This window comes from Pectobacterium aroidearum (assembly GCF_041228105.1).
Taxonomy (GTDB): Bacteria; Pseudomonadota; Gammaproteobacteria; order Enterobacterales; family Enterobacteriaceae; genus Pectobacterium; species Pectobacterium aroidearum.
The window spans coordinates 683,351-700,628 of sequence record NZ_CP166097.1; the positions used below are offsets into that span (position 1 = coordinate 683,351).

A 17,278-nucleotide genomic window follows, 5' to 3' on the forward strand; every position below is an offset into this window, starting at 1 on the left:
GAAGGATTCCGTCGCTGCGGCATGGCGCACAGCGCCAAATCCCAGACCTACCCTGGCCGCATTGACAGCGTGCAGCGCTCGGTCGCCCGCAGCGGTGTTACGTTGTCGCTGTCTGGCCGTGACAGTGCCGCTATTCTGGTTGACTGTGCTGCGCCAATACTGACCGCGCGGCAAGTAGGACTGGAGGACGTTGTCGCGCAGATCGTGCGACCGCTCGGCATCACAAAAATCCGTATTGAGGCCGAGAGCGCCATACGCAGCGACAAAATTAGTGCAGAACCAGGCGAACGGGCGTGGGACATGCTGCTACGTGCGTGTGCCGGTCGCGGCCTGTGGCCGTGGTTCGCGCCGGACGGGACGTTAGTTATCGGTGGCCCGGATTACACAAAGCAGCCTGTCGCGTCGCTTATCATGCGCATGGACGGCAAAGGCAATAACGTGCTGTCGCTGTCTGATGCCAGTTCAATAGATAAATCGTTTTCCGAGCTGACGGTACTAGCGCAAAGTCATGCGCACTCATCAAGTAAAAAGGATTTGGCGATTATCGACGTCGATGATGACAGTAGCAGCGACAGCGATATTGAGCTGAGTACAGGCACCGCAGAAACGGGCCAGCACGGCATGAAAACGGTAGTTAAAGACCCTACTGTTAACTACTACAGGCCGCAGGTGCTGGTCGTTGGTGATGCAGACAATCAAGAGCAAATCAACTATCGCGCCCGTAAAGCGCTGTCTGATGCCCGTCTGTCCGGCTACAGCCTTACGGCCGTTGTTCACGGCCACAGAACATCAGACGGTGTGTTGTGGGAGCCGGGGCAACGTATTCACGTAATCAGCGAGTACCACGATATCGATGCCGTTTTCTTTCTCATGGGGCGTGAGTTCAGTGGTGGACGTCCCGGCGGCACAACTACAACGCTTCGACTGAAAGAGGATGGTGTCTGGATACCCGATGCTTATCCGAAGAAGAAAAAACAGCGTAAGCGCAAGGGCAAAAAGGAGCTGCAAATTGTTGATGTGGGCTGATATTGAAAGACGTATTAACGGTGCGTTAAATCGAATTAGACTGGCGTTCAGAACCCGTTTAACGCGTGTGAATAGCGCTGGCCCGTTGCAAACGTTCCAGGCTAAAGGATTGGCCGGGGAATCATTGCAGGATTGCGAACTGTTCCAGCACTACGGATTTACGTCAAACCCGTTGCCTGGTGCGGCAGCTATCGTGCTGCCGCTCGGTGGGCGAACGTCACACAGCATTGTGATAGCCACCGAGCACGCAACCTATCGCCTACAGTCGCTGACCCCCGGAGAAGTGGCGCTTTATACCGATGAAGGCGCTAAAATTGTGCTCAAGCGCGGGCGCTTGATAGAAACGGACTGTGACGAGTTCCGCGTCAACTGCAAACAATTTGTTGTCAATGCGGAAGAAAAGGCAGATTTTAATACCCCGATGGTCACGGCCAGCGAGCAGGTAACGGCTCAAAGCCAAATCACCGGCAACGGTGGCATGGCGATCAAAGGCGGTGCTGGTGCATCGTTTGAAGGTAACGTCACGCAAACAAAAGGCGACTATCAGACCAGCGGGAATGTCACGGCGGGTAATATCGCTCTCAACGGCCACAAGCATCCTGGCGATTCCGGCGGTACGACTGGCCCCGCAATTCCATAACAACCCACTGAACCCCTTCCTCTTATTGATTGCCTCCCATGCTGCCATTCTGGCGGCATGGATAATTTACTGAACCCAACTACCGGTGATTACACCGGCACGACGACAACGACATTAGCTAATGCCGTTTATCTGCGCCTGATGACGCCGTTAGGTGCGTACTGGGCTGACCCGTCGTTAGGTTCAAAGCTGCATCTATTGGCGCGTGAAAAAGACGTTGCGCGGGTACATAAGCTGGCGCAGCAGTATGCAGCCGAAGCATTGCAGCCGATTGTTGACGATGGCCGTGCATTGGCTGTTTCCGTTTCTGCGTCGGCAGATAATCCAGGTTGGGTCGTGTTGCAAATCGAGGTCACAACGGCCGCGCAGCAATCACAAACGTTTAGACATCCGGTGAGAGTCAGCTGATGCCGCATATCACCCCATCGTTCGATGAAACCCGCAGCCGTCTATTGCGCGACCTGCAAAACCTGCGGCCGGATGCCGATATTACCGCCGACAGTGATTTTTATGTCCGTGCATCGTCAGTGGCAAGTGCTGTCACCGGCATTTATCAGCACCAGGGTTGGATTGTTCGCCAGATTTTCCCCGACACGGCCGACACTGAATTTCTCGAAATGCACTGCCGGTTACGTGATATTTCACGTAAAGCGGCCACTACGGCCACAGGTGAAATTACGGCGACCGGCGAAGTCGGCGCGGTCTGTCCAGTTGGTCAGATAATCAATCGCGGCAGCCTGTCATTCACAACGACTGCGGCTGGCACCGTGGGTGCAGACAGCAAAGCGATCATTCCTGTAATTTCATCCGCATCCGGCGCGGCGGGTAACACTACAGCGATTGCATCCGGGACGTTCTCCAGTGCGCCAGTTGGTTATGACAGCACAGTGAGCATTGGTCTGATGGGGGGCGGAACGGACAAAGAGACTGACGCTGAAATACTGGCTCGTCTGCTTGAGTTGATCCGCCGCCCCCCGGCGGGCGGGAATAAGTACGATTACAAGCGCTGGGCGCTGAGTATCACCGGCGTTACGTCTGCATATGTCTATCCGCTCCGGCGTGGCCTCGGAACCGTTGATGTGGTTATCACTTCAGCGAACGGCCTGCCGAGCGACGAAATCATTAATGCGGTGCAGACGTACATTGATGATGTGCGCCCGGTCACAGCAAAAAACACGATGGTAATCGGCCCAACCATCAAGAATATCGATATTGACGTGAAAGTCTCGCTGTCTGGCGTGTCACTGATTGAGGCGACGACGGCGATTAATACCGCGCTGACGGACTATATCAATACGCTGGCACCCGGCGAGCCATTTATTCGTAGCCAGGCCGAAATGATTATTTCGCAATTATCCGGCGTGACTGACCGAAATATTATTTCCCCATCGGCAAATATTTATCCGGCAGCGGATGAAAATAAAGTTGAATGGCTGCGAATCGCCAATATAGCGGTGTCGCTGCTATGAGTGAGTCAAAAACATTACTCGGCCTGTTATTACCGCCAGTCTCATATGACGCGACACAGCCTGTTATTGCGGCAGAGCTGGAGGCGGAAGGTAATGCCCTTGATGCCGCCAAGCTGCTGGCTAATCGCGTCCTCGGCGGCATCACGCCTGTCGCCGCACAAAGCCTGCTGGCCGACTGGGAACGTGTCCTGGCTATCACGCCGCTTGCTGAGAGTAGCTATCAGCAGCGGCTCGGTAATGTGCTGATAAAGCTCGCAGAAACGGGCGGGCTGAGCATTCCGTACTTTACACGCCTTGCGGCTCGGCTCGGCTACACGATAACGATTGATGAGCTACGGCCGTTTCGCACCGGTGTAAGCCGTTGTGGCGAACAAATCATGCATCACGACGTTCTCTGGGCATGGCGAGTCAACGTCACCGGCTCGCAGGTCAAAAAATACCATTTCAGGACGGGGTTATCTGCTGTAGGGGAGCGCCTGCTGTCATTTGGCGATACGGTTATTGAGTCGGTATTCAATGACCTGAAACCAGCCCACACATTTTGTTATTTCTCGTATCAGGAAAGCTGATTATGCAAAACCTAATGCCTCCGGTCGATACGCCCGATAAAGCGTTTCATGATGGCAATCCGTTAACGGGTGAATTGGGAACGATTGTCACTGCGAAATTTATGAATGATGTGCAAGCGGCAATCAGGAATTCACAGGCTGAGATTATTTCTGTATTAGCCGATGCCGGTATTGCTATTGATCCGAATAAAACCGATCAGCTATTAACTGCATTAAAAGCGACGTTTGCAACAAACTCGAATATGAATGGCCGTGTGCCATCGACCCGCACAGTGAACGGGAAAGCGTTATCTGCTGATATCACGTTGAATGCTGGTGATGTCGGGGCGTTATCCGCCGCAGGAACCGCTGTTGCTGCGACTAAGTTAGCGACGGCAAGAAATATTAATGGCGTGCCGTTTGATGGCACGACAAACATTACGTTAAGTGCGGCGGGTGTAGGTGCACTAGCAAGAAGTGAAAACGGCGCGGACATACAAGATAAAGCCGTCTTTGCTAGAAATGCACAGGTTCCTCACCTCGGTAACACGTGGATCGAGTTCGGCGGTAGCGCTGGAGCGTGGACAACATCACAATTCATTGGTTTTTTGGATGAGATGGGTGCATTTGATCACGGTTATTTTGTTTGTGCCGGGTCGTGGAGTTTTTCTGCAAACAAAAAGATTGCTGATACTAATTGCGGACATATCGAACTCGCTGGCGCAATTGTGGAAGTATTTGCTAGCAGGTTTAATCTCCGAACTGTGCGTGTGACAACAATGTCATCATCGAGCGATCCAAGCGCAGTACAGGGTCAGTTCGTTTATGTAGAGTCCATAACACCAGGATCGGGCGAGTGGCGGCGCGAGTTTAACACCAAAACGCTAACAGCGTCAGATATTGACGCACTACCCAAAAACGGAACGGCAGTGGCTGCATCTAAGTTGGCTACAGCTCGAACTATTAACGGCGTGCCGTTTGATGGTACGGCAAATATCGAACTCACTCCACGGGTGTGGATGTCGAGTGAGTTCACCCCAGCATCTAACACGCCGATCATTGCAACTCACGGGCTAAGTGGCATCAATCCTCTAAACTGTCGCTGCGATGTTTTAGTTAAATGCGTGGAAGCGGATGGTGGTTACCAGCCAGGCGATTTCGCTATTAACCCTGCGACGCTATACATGCAGAGCGATGTTGCTCACCCATACACTCTAATTCCGGCATTAAATAGCAGCACAATACAGGTGAATATGATGACACACCTGTCAGCATCATTGAAAACCAGTACGCTGGGGAATCAGTATTTCAACATGTCAAAATGGCGCGTCATTATTCGTATATTTTATTAATGGGGCAAATAAAAGTGGACAATCAATACTGGAAGCATGCCGAAGGTTGGGTTTACATCGGCGACGAAATTGACGGCGCGACGCCTGCAACAGATAACGAAATCGCTCTACATCACAAGCAGGCTGTCGCAACTGCGCGTGTTAGTGATCTGACCCGCGCAGCGAGTTTAAAGACTGCAACTGACGAGCAAAAGGCCGCATTAAAGGAATGGGAGGGGTACGCAGCCATGCTAAGCAGTGTTGATGTTAACGCTACTGATATCGACTGGCCGCCGATGCCGGGTAATGAATTGATCGCTACAGCCGATCAATAACGCATAATCGATCTGTATAAACGTTTATAAAATAGCCAGTCCAGATGTCATTATGTTGTTGGTTTTAAAAATATAATGACATGCCGGGGAAAGCGAAGCCCACCAGCCACAAACTGGTGGGCTTTTTATTTCGCAAGTCGATTACTTCGATTCATTTTGCACAATGCCAAATCTCGGCGTTCGCTTACTGAGGCTTCATGCGAAATCATTTGCGATTCTGTGCAAAAAAACTCGGCGCGCTACACGATGTCGATCAGAATAACGCTAACGGGGCGCTTGGTCAGATTGGCGATACTAAAAGCTTTATTGGCCGCCAGGAAGAACGCATCTCGCCGTAAATAGCCAGTGAGATCGTCATATCTGGCAATGATGGGCAATTCTATCAGGTATTTTTTCGCCAGAAGCGACAGCAAACTGCCTAAGATGGCAGAAAGTATTACAACGCTTAGAATGATCGTCGCGGAGCCAAGAGACGTCAGCGTATACAAAAACGAAGGTGGGGGTGTTTCGGACGTGGTTCTAATCCGAATACCCAATAATTCATCTGTGGGCGATAGCACCGGAAATATGATGGTAAGGGTGCCTTTGCCTGCATACTCACCAATTGATGGCAGTTTATTCTGACAGATACGGATAATCGCCATATCATTAAATGTCAGGTCCGATGACGATAATCGATTAATACATTCGCTACGAACGTCGCGCGTATTAAATACCCATGTTCTCATCCGTGCAGAGACATAGGAGCCTGTTTTTCGAGTAATGTCAGCCTCTGTTACCTCTCCACCCGCATTATAGGATTCATATGTCTTGATGGTGATGTCCAGATTTTGCCGTTCTACTTTCCATGCGTTTCTGCTTGCTTCATGAGTAAGAAAGATAGTGATAAAAAAGGAAATAAATCCAAACAGGAAGAAGGCCGAGGTAGGGTGTGAAAATAGCTTTAATATCTTATATTTAAGGTCGTTCATGGCGACTTCCTTGATAGGGCTTTTTTACTTATTGTGATACTAAAGAAGTGCTTTAATTTTATCATATTATTCGATTTTACGTGATGTTCTGTCGTGGCGGATTTCATCCTTTTTCTCTTTAATCTATCGGCTTATTTCATTCGCTCTTAATGGGTAAGCGATTTTTTTTATACGTCTGCTATTTTTAAATTTTAACCGCGCGGCGGTATTACTAATCTAAGTGATTTTTTTGCTTTTTTGAGACGCCACTTAATAATTATTATCAAGTATCGTGATGAACATGGTGTGAAATAACAGATGTCGCGTGAATTTCCTCATGAGATCTAATTGTTTGTTAAAAGCCTTCAATATCCTGATAAAATTGGTGTTTTATTTAGACTGAGGTGCTTATGAACGTATTACGTATTGGTTTGGTCTCCGTATCTGACCGCGCTTCCAACGGGGTTTATCAGGATAAAGGCATCCCAGAACTGGAGTCATGGCTCCGTAGCGCCCTGACCACGCCTTTTGAAGTGGAAACCCGGCTGGTGCCTGATGAACAGCCGATGATTGAACAAACGCTGTGTGAACTGGTTGATGAACGCGGCTGTCATCTGGTGCTGACGACCGGAGGCACCGGGCCTGCACGCCGTGATGTTACGCCGGACGCTACGCTGGCCGTTGCCGATCGGGAAATGCCGGGTTTTGGCGAGCAAATGCGGCAGATCAGCCTGCGCTTCGTTCCTACCGCGATTCTCTCTCGCCAGGTGGGCGTGCTGCGCAAACAGGCGCTGATTCTCAACCTGCCAGGGCAGCCCAAGTCGATTAAAGAAACGCTGGAAGGCTTAAAAGACGCCGATGGCAAGGTGATTGTGGCCGGTATTTTTGCCAGCGTACCTTATTGTATCCAACTGCTGGAAGGCCCTTACATCGAAACCAATGCGGATGTAGTAGCAGCTTTTCGCCCTAAAAATGCCGTGCGCGAAATAAAAGACTGAAGTTAGGCGATTTGAAACATAAGATTCAGCTTTGCTGGTGTATAAAATTTTTGCCGTTATAGTAATTTCTACTTTACACACTGTGGTGAATTTTTTTCACTCTGGCAATACACGGTATCTTATGACTCAGGATCAACACGCCGATCCTCGCCGGTTGAACCGGCAGGACTATAAAACGCTGTCTCTGGCTGCGCTGGGTGGCGCGTTAGAGTTTTATGACTTTATTATTTTCGTCTTCTTTGCTGCCGTGATTGGCGATCTCTTCTTTCCGCCGGATATTCCTGAATGGCTGCGGCAGGTGCAGACGTTCGGTATTTTCGCCGCAGGCTATCTGGCTCGCCCGCTTGGCGGCATTATTATGGCCCACTTCGGTGATAAGAGCGGGCGTAAAAGAATGTTCAGCCTCAGTATATTGCTGATGGCGCTACCGACGCTGGCAATGGGGCTGCTGCCGACTTATGAAGCCATTGGCATTGCTGCGCCGCTTCTGCTGCTGTTGATGCGTGTACTGCAAGGAGCGGCAATCGGTGGGGAAGTCCCCGGTGCGTGGGTCTTTGTTGCGGAGCATGTGCCTCGCGCCCGCATCGGGTTTGCCTGCGGTACGCTGACCGCCGGGCTGACGATGGGGATCCTGCTGGGCTCGCTGATTGCGACGCTGCTGAATACTGTGCTGACGCCGGAGCAGATGTCGGGCGGTGGCTGGCGTCTGCCGTTCTTCATCGGTGGGGTCTTCGGCCTTGTTGCCATGTATTTGCGCCGCTGGTTGCAGGAAACGCCTATTTTTATGGAAATGCAGGCGCAGAAAAAGCTGGCGGAAGAGCTGCCGTTGAAATCTGTCGTCTTAAACCATAAACGTGCGGTTCTGGTTTCAATGCTGCTGACCTGGCTGCTGTCTGCGTGCATCGTCGTCGTGATTCTGATGGCGCCGACCTACCTGCAAAAAGTCCACGGCATTCCTGCCGCGTTGGCATTGCAGGCGAACTGTCTGGCAACGATTGCGCTGATGGTGGGCTGCATCGGTGCAGGGCTGCTAGTCGACCGCTTTGGCGCCAGCAAGCTGTTTATGGTGGGTAGCCTGTCGCTGGCTGCCTGTAGCTGGTTCTTTTACAGCTCAGCAGCAAGCAGTACGACACTGCTCTTTGTCAGCTATGCGATTGTGGGGCTCAGCGTGGGTGTTGTGGGCGGCGTGCCTTATGTCATGGTGCGGGCGTTTCCGGCTGCGGTGCGGTTCTCAGGGATTTCTTTTTCCTACAACGTTTCCTATGCCATTTTCGGCGGTCTGACGCCCGTCTTTGTCACGCTGATCATGAAAGCGACGCCGCTGGCGCCAGCATTTTATGTCCTGACGCTAGCCGCAGTAGGGTTGCTGTTGGGGATTTATTTGCAGCGCGATCTGGATGCTGATTCGCGAGCGTTGGCCGACAGCGACGCGCGCGATCGTTCGCCTGTTGAGGTGTAAGCGTACATTATCTTTATCAAAGATGTATCGTTCTCAAGAACGCGTCATCAAAAACAAACGGGCTCTGTCAGATGACAGGGCCCGTTAGCATTTAGCGCGGCGACGGCTTAAAGGTGCGCTTATCGCATCGGAATTGGTATTGCGTCAGAACTTAGTGAGACGCGCCACATGAACCGATTGGCAGGACGCTGCGGCCAAACTTCTCGTTCAGCACTTCAGCCATGGCCAGATAAATCGCGCTAGCGCCACAGATGATGCCTTCATAGCCCGCGAAGGTCAGCAGGGCATGGTTGCCGGTAAAGTTACCTACGGCCAGCAGAGCAAACAGCACGGTCAGGCTACCGAAGACAAATTGCAGTGCGCGGTTGGTGCCGAATGTACCGAAGAACATAAACAGCGTGAAGATGCCCCACAGGCCAAGGAAGACGCCAAGGAACTGGGCATCGCTGGCTTCCGCCAGACCCATTTTCGGCAGCATAAGAATGGCAACCAGCGTCAGCCAGAATGCGCCATAAGACGTGAATGCGGTCACGCCAAACGTATTGCCTTTTTTATATTCCAGCAGACCAGCCAGAATCTGGGCGATACCGCCGTAGAAAATACCCATGCTGAGAATGATGGAAGAAAGTGGGAAAAAGCCTGCGTTGTGCAGGTTCAACAGAATAGTGGTCATCCCGAAGCCCATCAGTCCTAATGGACCAGGATTTGCCAACGTGTTCGTGCTCATAAATCCTCTGCAATAACAGATTATTAATAGTCCCTTCGCGTCGGGCGCGGCATTAAGGTTAGCGAATGCGCCAATCACGTTGGGATAGGTGTCGTTTAGGTGTTATTGCCCGCCATTATGTAGGGAAAAGTCCCCATTTTTGCGGCGAGCGCGGCATCATATCGGGCGTTTGGAACGGACACAACATGGGGAAGGCAGAATAGTTTGATCGTACGAGGGATAAAGGTCATTTTTTTTCATCTTCCCCCCTTGATGATAGAAATGTTGGCCCCATCTTATTTCCAACCGAAACAGTTTGACCTGCCGCAAAGGCGTGTGTCGGGCCGTTACATCGGTGGTTAGCATGAAAGTGAAACGTGTGCTGCTGATGAAAACGAGGGTGTGTCGTTGGAAAACGAGAAATCTTGTTGAAAAATGACATTTCGCCCGCACAGTAGGTTTAACCACCATACCGAATATGACTTTTTAGTGGAGATGTTTAGATGGGTAAGATTATTGGTATCGACCTGGGTACAACCAACTCTTGTGTCGCGATTATTGACGGTACTCAGGTAAAAGTACTGGAAAATAGCGAAGGCGATCGCACCACGCCTTCAATCATTGCTTATACGCAAGATGGTGAAACTTTGGTTGGCCAACCGGCTAAACGTCAGGCAGTGACCAACCCGAAAAATACCCTGTTTGCTATTAAGCGTCTGATTGGTCGTCGTTTCAAAGACGAAGAAGTTCAGCGCGATGCCAACATCATGCCGTACAAAATCATCGCGGCAGATAATGGCGATGCATGGCTGGAAGTGAAAGATCAGAAAATGGCTCCGCCGCAGATTTCAGCTGAAGTGCTGAAAAAAATGAAGAAAACGGCGGAAGACTATCTGGGTGAGACGATCTCCGAAGCGGTTATCACCGTACCAGCTTACTTCAACGATGCGCAGCGTCAGGCAACCAAAGATGCCGGTCGTATCGCGGGTCTGGAAGTAAAACGTATCATCAACGAACCAACAGCAGCAGCGCTGGCTTACGGTCTGGATAAAGAAGTTGGCAACCGTACTATCGCGGTTTACGACCTGGGCGGCGGTACGTTCGATATTTCCATCATCGAAATCGACGAAGTTGATGGCGAAAAAACCTTTGAAGTGTTGGCGACCAACGGTGATACCCACCTGGGTGGTGAAGACTTCGATAGCCGTATGATCAACTACCTGGTTGATGAATTTAAGAAAGAGCAAGGTTTCGACCTGCGCAATGACCCGCTGGCAATGCAGCGTCTGAAAGAAGCGGCAGAAAAAGCCAAGATCGAGCTGTCTTCTGCTCAACAGACTGACGTTAACCTGCCGTACATCACGGCGGATGCCACAGGTCCTAAGCACCTGAACATCAAAGTGACCCGTGCGAAACTGGAATCACTGGTTGAAGAGCTGGTTAACCGTTCTCTGGAACCGTTAAAAGTGGCGTTGCAGGATGCGGGCCTGTCCGTTTCTGAAATTCAGGACGTGATTCTGGTTGGTGGTCAGACGCGTATGCCTCTGGTACAGAAGAAAGTCGCTGACTTCTTCGGTAAAGAGCCGCGTAAAGACGTGAACCCAGATGAAGCCGTTGCTATCGGTGCTGCGGTTCAGGGCGGTGTTCTGTCTGGTGACGTGAAAGACGTTCTGCTGCTGGACGTTACCCCGCTGTCTCTGGGTATCGAAACCATGGGCGGCGTGATGACGGCGCTGATCGCGAAGAACACCACGATCCCGACTAAACACAGTCAGGTGTTCTCAACGGCGGAAGACAACCAGTCTGCGGTAACGATTCATGTTCTGCAGGGTGAGCGTAAGCGTGCGCACGATAACAAATCTCTGGGTCAGTTTAACCTGGATGGTATTCAGGCCGCGCCGCGCGGTATGCCGCAAATCGAAGTCACTTTTGACATCGACGCCGACGGTATCCTGCACGTTTCCGCGAAAGACAAAAACAGCGGTCGCGAGCAGAAAATCACTATCAAGGCATCTTCTGGTCTGAACGAAGAAGAAATCCAGAAAATGGTACGTGACGCGGAAGCGAATGCTGAAGCTGACCGTAAGTTTGAAGAGTTGGTTCAGGCACGTAACCAGGGCGATCACCTGCTGCACAGCACGCGTAAGCAGCTGGAAGAAGTGGGCGATAAACTGGCCGCTGATGACAAAACTGCCATCGACGATGCCCTGAAAGCGCTGGAAAGCGCGCTGAAAGGCGAAGACAAAGCGGAGATCGAAGCGAAAATTCAGGCGTTGGTACAGGTTTCTGGCAAGTTGCTGGAAGCGTCTCAGCCACAGCCTGGTGCCGAAGGCGCTGCTGATGATGCCTCTGCTCGTCGCGACGACGATGTCGTTGATGCTGAGTTTGAAGAAGTAAAAGATAAAAAGTAATCGCCCTTGAGCGGGCGCAGTAGCAGCCACAAGGCTATTGCTGGCAATCAGCACGGGCGTCGAGGAAACTCTGCGCCCGTGCACGCATGTTGAGGGGCAGGAAAAGAAATGGCGAAGCAAGATTATTACGAAAGCCTGGGCGTTGCTAAAAGCGCGGATGAGCGCGAAATAAAGAAAGCCTACAAGCGTCTGGCGATGAAGTACCACCCGGATCGCAATCCCGGTGATAGCGAGGCAGAAGCCAAGTTCAAAGAGATCAAAGAAGCCTACGAGATCCTTATCGATTCGCAAAAACGCGCCGCCTACGATCAGTACGGCCACGCGGCGTTTGAGCAAGGCGGTATGGGTGGAGGCGGCGGTGGCTTTGGCGGCGGCGGTGCCGATTTTGGTGATATTTTTGGCGACGTGTTCGGGGACATTTTTGGCGGTGGTCGTCGCCAGCGTGCGAGCCGTGGATCCGATTTACGCTACAACATGGAGTTGACGCTGGAAGAAGCGGTACGTGGCGTCACCAAAGAGATCCGTATTCCTGCGCTGGAAGAGTGTGATGTTTGCCACGGCAATGGTGCGAAGCCGGGTAGCTCGCCCATCACCTGTCCAACCTGTCATGGTAATGGTCAGGTTCAGATGCGTCAGGGCTTCTTTACCGTGCAACAGGCGTGCCCACACTGTCATGGTCGCGGTAAGATCATTAAAGATCCGTGCGTCAAATGTCACGGTCATGGCCGCGTAGAGAAGAGCAAAACGCTGTCGGTGAAAATTCCGGCGGGTGTAGACACGGGTGACCGTATCCGTTTGTCCGGTGAAGGTGAAGCGGGCGAACACGGCGCGCCGTCAGGTGATTTGTACGTTCAGGTGCAGGTTAAAGCGCACCCGATCTTCCAACGTGAAGAAAATAACCTGTACTGCGAAGTGCCGATCAACTTTGCGATGGCAGCATTAGGTGGCGAGATTGAAGTGCCGACGCTGGATGGCCGTGTGAAGCTGAAAGTGCCTGCGGAAACGCAAACCGGCAAATTGTTCCGTATGCGTGGCAAAGGCGTGAAATCGGTACGTGGCGGTGCGCAGGGCGATCTGCTGTGCCGTGTCGTTGTGGAGACGCCAGTTAATCTGAACGAACGTCAGAGACAGCTGCTGCAAGAGCTCGATGAGAGTTTTGGCGGCCCGTCTGGTGAAAGAAACAGCCCGCGTTCCAAAAGCTTTTTCGATGGCGTGAAGAAATTCTTCGACGATTTGACCCGCTAAGGCGAATCGTTGAACGCGTAATCCAAAGACCGGTGGGGTAAACCTGCCGGTTTTTTTATGACGGACATTCTTGTCCGCTCCCCTATGGCCGTTGCTGTGCAACGTTGAAAAACGCTCCCGACGTTTTTATGTCTTCTTCTAAAATACTCTTCACTTAATAAATCGATTTTTACGATGTTTATGCCAGTTTTAATCTGCTTTTAACGAGTAGTCAGATTGCGTAGTCTTGCCTGCGAGAAAGTGGACGTACAGTATTAACGTTCATACCTGATGGGAGATTACGTCAATGATAACAATGATTCGCCGCTTTATTCAGTTGGATGCGGCGGCTGGTGTGATGTTAATGATGGCAACGGTGCTGGCGCTCACGTTTGCCAATTGGTCTGTTACTGCCGCTGGCTATCAACAGTTCCTGATGATGCCGGTGGAAATGCGATTTGGCGCGCTGGAAATCAATAAAAATCTGTTGCTGTGGATTAACGACGGTCTGATGGCGATTTTCTTTCTGCTGATTGGTTTGGAAGTGAAACGCGAATTAGTCGAAGGCTCGTTAGCCAGTCGTCAGCAGGCGATGCTACCGTTGGCAGCCGCAGTCGGTGGGATGGTTTTTCCTGCCTTATTCTTTCTGCTTTTCAACGCGAACGATGAGGTCACTCGCGCTGGCTGGGCGATTCCCGCCGCGACGGATATCGCATTCGCGATTGGCGTGCTGACGCTATTGGGCAAGCGCGTTCCCGCAGGGTTAAAAGTCTTCCTGCTGGCGTTGGCGATCATTGACGATCTGGGGGCGATCCTGATCATTGCCCTGTTTTATACGCAGCAGATCTTCTGGCCTGCGCTGGGCGGCGCGGTGTTGGCGGTTGCAGCGCTGGCCTATTTGAATAGGCAACAGGTCCGGAAAACCTCCGCCTATTTGCTGGTGGGGATTGTCCTATGGGTCTGCATCCTAAAATGTGGCGTTCATGCGACGCTGGCCGGGGTGATTGTCGGATTCTTTATTCCTTTGCGTACGTCCAACGGTGAACCTTCTCCGGCAGTTACGCTGGAGCATGGTTTACAAACGTGGGTCGCGTTTCTGATTATTCCGCTGTTTGCCTTCGCTAACGCAGGCATAGTGTTACAGGGGATTGTGCTGGAAAAATTGTTCTCCCCTTTGAGCCTGGGTATCGCCGCGGGGCTGCTGGTCGGTAAACCGCTGGGAATTACCCTGCTCAGTTGGCTAACCATCCGATTGGGCTATGCCCGTCTGCCTGCTGGGGTGGGTTTTAGCCAGATAGTGGCGGTGTCAGTGCTGTGTGGTATCGGTTTTACCATGTCGATATTCATTACGCTGCTGGCATTCTCTGGCGGTGATGCGGAATTGATTACCTATGCCAAGCTGGGAATCTTGCTGGCGTCGGGGTTGGCGGCGTTGCTCGGCTATCTGGCATTGCGTGGAGTGTTGCCGGTGCTGGACAAGGCAGTGCAGCCGTGTAAGGGTTGATGCTATGCCAGAGGCGCCAAGAGGGGGCAGGTGTGTCTCATTTGAATTTTAATCATCTCTATTATTTCTGGCAGGTTTATAAGTCGGGCTCCGTTGCTGGGGCAGCAGAGACGCTGTTCTTAACGCCGCAGACCATTACCGGGCAAATCAAATGCCTGGAAGAGCGTCTGCAGGGCAAACTCTTCAAGCGTAAAGGGCGGGGGCTGGAACCGACGGAGCTGGGGCAACTGGTTTTTCGCTATGCGGATAGCATGTTCCAGCTCAGCCAGGAAATGTTGGATATTGTGAACTACCGCAAAGAATCGAACCTGCTATTCGATGTCGGTGTGGCAGATGCGTTGTCCAAACGGCTGGTTAGCAGGGTACTGGAAACGGTCGTGACGGAGCAGGAACATATCCATTTGCGCTGTTTTGAGTCGACGCATGAGATGCTGCTGGAGCAACTGAGTCAGCATAAGCTCGATATGATTCTGTCGGATTGCCCGGTGGATTCAACGCAGCAGGAGGGGCTGTTTTCAATCAAGCTGGGCGAATGTGGCGTGAGTTTTTACTGTAAACGTCCTCAGCCTGAGTATGCTTTTCCGGCTTGCCTTGAACAACGTAAATTGTTGATTCCGGGGCGGCGAACCATGTTGGGACGAAAACTACTGAACTGGTTTACTGCGCAGAATATTCAGGTGAACATTTTGGGCGAATTTGATGATGCAGCGCTGATGACTGCCTTTGGCATTAATAATGATGCGATTTTCGTTGCGCCATCGCTGTATGCCAATGAGATTTACCAGCAGGGGGATATCGTCGAGATCGGCAGGATTGAGAACATTCAGGACGAGTATTATGCGATTTTTGCGGCCAGAATGATCCAGCATCCGGCAGTACAGCGTGTCTGTAACGCCGATTTTTCAGCGCTCTTCTGTGATAGAGCAGAAGGCCTGTTGCGGGCTGATGGATAAGTCCTCGCCATGAAATGGCAGACGTAAAAAAACCGGCCTGAGCCGGTTTTTTTTAGCAACAACACGCAGATGCGTGATTATTGCATGGCGTTGATGCGCGCAACCAGATTGGATTTATGACGTGCAGCTTTGTTCTTGTGAATCAGACCTTTACCAGCCTGGCGATCCACGATCGGTTGCATGTCATTAAACGCTTTCTGTGCCACTTCTTTATCGCCAGTAGCGATCGCCGCGTATACTTTCTTGATGAAAGTACGCATCATTGAGCGACGGCTTGCGTTATGCTTACGGCGCTTCTCAGATTGTACGGCGCGTTTCTTAGCTGATTTGATATTAGCCAAGGTCCAACTCCCAAATATATTCAATCGAGGACAATTCAAAGGCCGTGGAATATGCTCGTTTAGCCTTCGTTTGTCAATGGATTTGTGCAAATAAGCGTCGTTTGTACGTCGACACTTGTTACGTTGTGATGGCGCAGGATTTTAGCAGCTTCACGCGGTGGAATACAGCCTTTCGCATCATAAATTCATTCTGAATTTGATAAAACCCTGTCTGCTATCGGTAAAGTCGTATTGTATACGACATCCGCTACCTGGATATTCTGCTTGTGGGCGTCATCCATCGATGATTCAGCTAAAAAACGTGCAAATACTGGCACGATTTACAGGGTGGCAGCAAAAGGCGCGAATCGCGGGTTAACCTTACTCGCTGTACAAGGTATAATCCGCCGATTTCCATAATTTTAACCCTTTGTTCTGGGCCAGCCATGCAGCTAATTCGCGGTATACACAATCTTCGGGCACACCATTACGGCTGTGTGCTCACTATTGGTAATTTTGACGGCGTGCACCTCGGACACCAAATGCTGCTTGAGCGATTGAAGCAGGAAGGTCGCGCGCGTGGGCTGCCGGTGATGGTCATGATTTTTGAACCACAGCCGCTGGAACTCTTTGCTGCGGAAAAAGCGCCCGCACGTCTGACGCGTCTGCGTGACAAGGTGAAATATCTGGCGCAGGCTGGCGTGGACTATCTGCTGTGCGTCAGATTCGACGCGCGTTTTGCCGCCAATGATGCCGAGACGTTCGTTTCTTCTCTGCTGGTGAAGAAATTGGGCGTGAAATTTCTGGTTGTCGGAGATGACTTCCGATTCGGGGCTGGTCGTCAGGGAGATTTCCTGTTATTACAGAAGGCTGGACGTGAGTCGGGGTTTGATGTCATCAGCACCGATTCGTTCTGCAATGGCGGCAAACGGGTGAGCAGCACTGCCGTACGTGAAGCGCTCAGTCGTGATGAACTCGAGCTTGCGGAAAGCCTGCTGGGCCATCCTTACTGCATTTCCGGGCGTGTGGAACATGGCAAAGAATTGGGGCGAACCATTGGGTTCCCTACCGCCAACCTGCCGCTGAAACGTCAGGTTTCCCCTGTCAGCGGCGTATATGCCGTCAGCGTTTATGGGCTGGGGCAAGAACCGCTACCGGGCGTCGCCAACATTGGTACACGTCCGACCGTAAACGGTGACAAACGCCAGCAGCTTGAAGTGCATTTGCTGGACGTGACGATAGATCTTTATGGTCGTCATATTGAAGTCGTACTGCGTAAAAAAATCCGTAATGAACAGCGTTTTGCTTCGCTCGATGCGTTAAAACAGCAAATCGCCGATGATGTGGTGACAGCCCGGACGTTCTTCGGGTTAAAGACACCGGTTTAATTTTTCTAGCCGAAAC

Annotated in this window: 17 protein-coding genes; 14 read left to right on the top strand and 3 right to left on the bottom strand. The window is 51.5% G+C overall.

The features are described from left to right. Positions 1 to 21 precede the first annotated feature (21 nt). Genes AB8809_RS03105 through AB8809_RS03135 form a run of 7 tightly spaced genes read left to right on the top strand, consistent with a single transcriptional unit; the run spans position 22 to position 5,349 of the window. Positions 22 to 1,026 carry a phage tail protein gene (locus AB8809_RS03105; RefSeq protein ID WP_349854767.1) on the top strand — a complete coding sequence of 335 codons (1,005 nt, stop codon included), beginning with the start codon at positions 22 to 24 and terminating at the stop codon, positions 1,024 to 1,026. After that, positions 1,016 to 1,666 (top strand): phage baseplate assembly protein V, encoded by a 651-nt coding sequence (locus AB8809_RS03110; RefSeq protein WP_349854591.1) that lies wholly within the window; start codon positions 1,016 to 1,018, stop codon positions 1,664 to 1,666. The genes AB8809_RS03105 and AB8809_RS03110 overlap by 11 nt, the downstream gene beginning before the upstream one ends. Positions 1,667 to 1,723: 57 nt before the next feature. Then, positions 1,724 to 2,074, top strand: coding sequence for a phage GP46 family protein (locus AB8809_RS03115; RefSeq protein ID WP_349854589.1), 351 nt, complete (start codon positions 1,724 to 1,726; stop codon positions 2,072 to 2,074). Continuing rightward, complete coding sequence (locus AB8809_RS03120) at positions 2,074 to 3,135, top strand: baseplate J/gp47 family protein (RefSeq protein ID WP_349854587.1); 1,062 nt, start codon at positions 2,074 to 2,076, stop codon at positions 3,133 to 3,135. Before AB8809_RS03115 ends, AB8809_RS03120 begins: the two co-directional genes overlap by 1 nt. Further along, complete coding sequence (locus tag AB8809_RS03125) at positions 3,132 to 3,704, top strand: putative phage tail protein (RefSeq protein WP_349854585.1); 573 nt, start codon at positions 3,132 to 3,134, stop codon at positions 3,702 to 3,704. Before AB8809_RS03120 ends, AB8809_RS03125 begins: the two co-directional genes overlap by 4 nt. Before the next feature lie 2 nt (positions 3,705 to 3,706). After that, positions 3,707 to 5,035 (top strand): hypothetical protein, encoded by a 1,329-nt coding sequence (locus AB8809_RS03130; RefSeq protein WP_349854584.1) that lies wholly within the window; start codon positions 3,707 to 3,709, stop codon positions 5,033 to 5,035. Beyond that, on the top strand, positions 5,005 to 5,349 hold the full coding sequence (locus AB8809_RS03135; protein WP_349854582.1) for a tail fiber assembly protein: 345 nt from the start codon (positions 5,005 to 5,007) through the stop codon (positions 5,347 to 5,349). The genes AB8809_RS03130 and AB8809_RS03135 overlap by 31 nt, the downstream gene beginning before the upstream one ends. Positions 5,350 to 5,588: 239 nt before the next feature. Here the strand turns inward: AB8809_RS03135 and AB8809_RS03140 are convergent, their stop codons facing one another. Further along, a complete protein-coding gene (locus AB8809_RS03140) occupies positions 5,589 to 6,320 on the bottom strand; it encodes a hypothetical protein (RefSeq protein ID WP_349854581.1) in 732 nt (243 codons plus the stop codon). 389 nt (positions 6,321 to 6,709) lie between these two features. Between AB8809_RS03140 and mog the strand changes: the two genes are divergently transcribed. Beyond that, the gene (gene mog / locus AB8809_RS03145; protein ID WP_180776751.1) at positions 6,710 to 7,297 is read left to right on the top strand and encodes a molybdopterin adenylyltransferase; all 588 of its coding nucleotides are present in this window, start codon (positions 6,710 to 6,712) and stop codon (positions 7,295 to 7,297) included. A 121-nt stretch (positions 7,298 to 7,418) separates the two neighbouring features. Further along, positions 7,419 to 8,756, top strand: coding sequence for an MFS transporter (locus AB8809_RS03150; RefSeq protein WP_349854580.1), 1,338 nt, complete (start codon positions 7,419 to 7,421; stop codon positions 8,754 to 8,756). Positions 8,757 to 8,907: 151 nt separating this feature from the next. Here AB8809_RS03150 and satP read toward each other — a convergent pair whose 3' ends face one another. Continuing rightward, positions 8,908 to 9,483 carry an acetate uptake transporter gene (gene satP / locus AB8809_RS03155; protein ID WP_015841790.1) on the bottom strand — a complete coding sequence of 192 codons (576 nt, stop codon included), beginning with the start codon at positions 9,481 to 9,483 and terminating at the stop codon, positions 8,908 to 8,910. Positions 9,484 to 9,965: 482 nt separating this feature from the next. On the opposite strand from satP, the gene dnaK reads away from it, so the two are divergent. The 4 genes from dnaK to nhaR all read left to right on the top strand — a co-directional run bounded on the left by dnaK (position 9,966) and on the right by nhaR (position 15,554). Further along, entirely contained in the window at positions 9,966 to 11,873 is a 1,908-nt protein-coding gene (gene dnaK / locus AB8809_RS03160; protein WP_015841789.1) for a molecular chaperone DnaK, read from the top strand. Positions 11,874 to 11,981: 108 nt separating this feature from the next. Continuing rightward, positions 11,982 to 13,118, top strand: a complete 1,137-nt coding sequence (dnaJ, locus tag AB8809_RS03165) for a molecular chaperone DnaJ (protein ID WP_180776753.1) — start codon at positions 11,982 to 11,984, stop codon at positions 13,116 to 13,118. Between the two features lie 286 nt (positions 13,119 to 13,404). Next, positions 13,405 to 14,601, top strand: coding sequence for a Na+/H+ antiporter NhaA (nhaA, locus tag AB8809_RS03170; protein WP_349854579.1), 1,197 nt, complete (start codon positions 13,405 to 13,407; stop codon positions 14,599 to 14,601). A gap of 32 nt (positions 14,602 to 14,633) precedes the next feature. Beyond that, positions 14,634 to 15,554 carry a transcriptional activator NhaR gene (nhaR, locus tag AB8809_RS03175; protein ID WP_336712323.1) on the top strand — a complete coding sequence of 307 codons (921 nt, stop codon included), beginning with the start codon at positions 14,634 to 14,636 and terminating at the stop codon, positions 15,552 to 15,554. Positions 15,555 to 15,631: 77 nt separating this feature from the next. Here nhaR and rpsT read toward each other — a convergent pair whose 3' ends face one another. Then, entirely contained in the window at positions 15,632 to 15,895 is a 264-nt protein-coding gene (gene rpsT / locus AB8809_RS03180; RefSeq protein ID WP_005973217.1) for a 30S ribosomal protein S20, read from the bottom strand. A gap of 425 nt (positions 15,896 to 16,320) precedes the next feature. Here rpsT and ribF point away from each other — a divergent pair, with 425 nt between their 5' ends. Next, positions 16,321 to 17,262: a bifunctional riboflavin kinase/FAD synthetase gene (gene ribF, locus AB8809_RS03185; protein ID WP_180776756.1), complete on the top strand. Its 942-nt coding sequence runs from the start codon at positions 16,321 to 16,323 to the stop codon at positions 17,260 to 17,262. Positions 17,263 to 17,278 lie beyond the last annotated feature (16 nt).

Excerpts from the sequence above, each read along its gene's own strand:
- nhaA (WP_349854579.1), top strand. The coding sequence starts at position 13,405 with ATGATAACAATGATTCGCCGCTTTATTCAGTTGGATGCGGCGGCTGGT.
- dnaK (WP_015841789.1), top strand. The coding sequence starts at position 9,966 with ATGGGTAAGATTATTGGTATCGACCTGGGTACAACCAACTCTTGTGTC.
- satP (WP_015841790.1), bottom strand. The coding sequence starts at position 9,483 with ATGAGCACGAACACGTTGGCAAATCCTGGTCCATTAGGACTGATGGGC.
- AB8809_RS03115 (WP_349854589.1), top strand. The coding sequence starts at position 1,724 with ATGGATAATTTACTGAACCCAACTACCGGTGATTACACCGGCACGACG.
- AB8809_RS03150 (WP_349854580.1), top strand. The coding sequence starts at position 7,419 with ATGACTCAGGATCAACACGCCGATCCTCGCCGGTTGAACCGGCAGGAC.
- AB8809_RS03110 (WP_349854591.1), top strand. The coding sequence starts at position 1,016 with ATGTGGGCTGATATTGAAAGACGTATTAACGGTGCGTTAAATCGAATT.
- AB8809_RS03135 (WP_349854582.1), top strand. The coding sequence starts at position 5,005 with ATGGCGCGTCATTATTCGTATATTTTATTAATGGGGCAAATAAAAGTG.
- AB8809_RS03105 (WP_349854767.1), top strand. The coding sequence starts at position 22 with ATGGCGCACAGCGCCAAATCCCAGACCTACCCTGGCCGCATTGACAGC.
- ribF (WP_180776756.1), top strand. The coding sequence starts at position 16,321 with ATGCAGCTAATTCGCGGTATACACAATCTTCGGGCACACCATTACGGC.
- AB8809_RS03140 (WP_349854581.1), bottom strand. The coding sequence starts at position 6,320 with ATGAACGACCTTAAATATAAGATATTAAAGCTATTTTCACACCCTACC.
- dnaJ (WP_180776753.1), top strand. The coding sequence starts at position 11,982 with ATGGCGAAGCAAGATTATTACGAAAGCCTGGGCGTTGCTAAAAGCGCG.
- AB8809_RS03120 (WP_349854587.1), top strand. The coding sequence starts at position 2,074 with ATGCCGCATATCACCCCATCGTTCGATGAAACCCGCAGCCGTCTATTG.
- AB8809_RS03125 (WP_349854585.1), top strand. The coding sequence starts at position 3,132 with ATGAGTGAGTCAAAAACATTACTCGGCCTGTTATTACCGCCAGTCTCA.
- AB8809_RS03130 (WP_349854584.1), top strand. The coding sequence starts at position 3,707 with ATGCAAAACCTAATGCCTCCGGTCGATACGCCCGATAAAGCGTTTCAT.
- mog (WP_180776751.1), top strand. The coding sequence starts at position 6,710 with ATGAACGTATTACGTATTGGTTTGGTCTCCGTATCTGACCGCGCTTCC.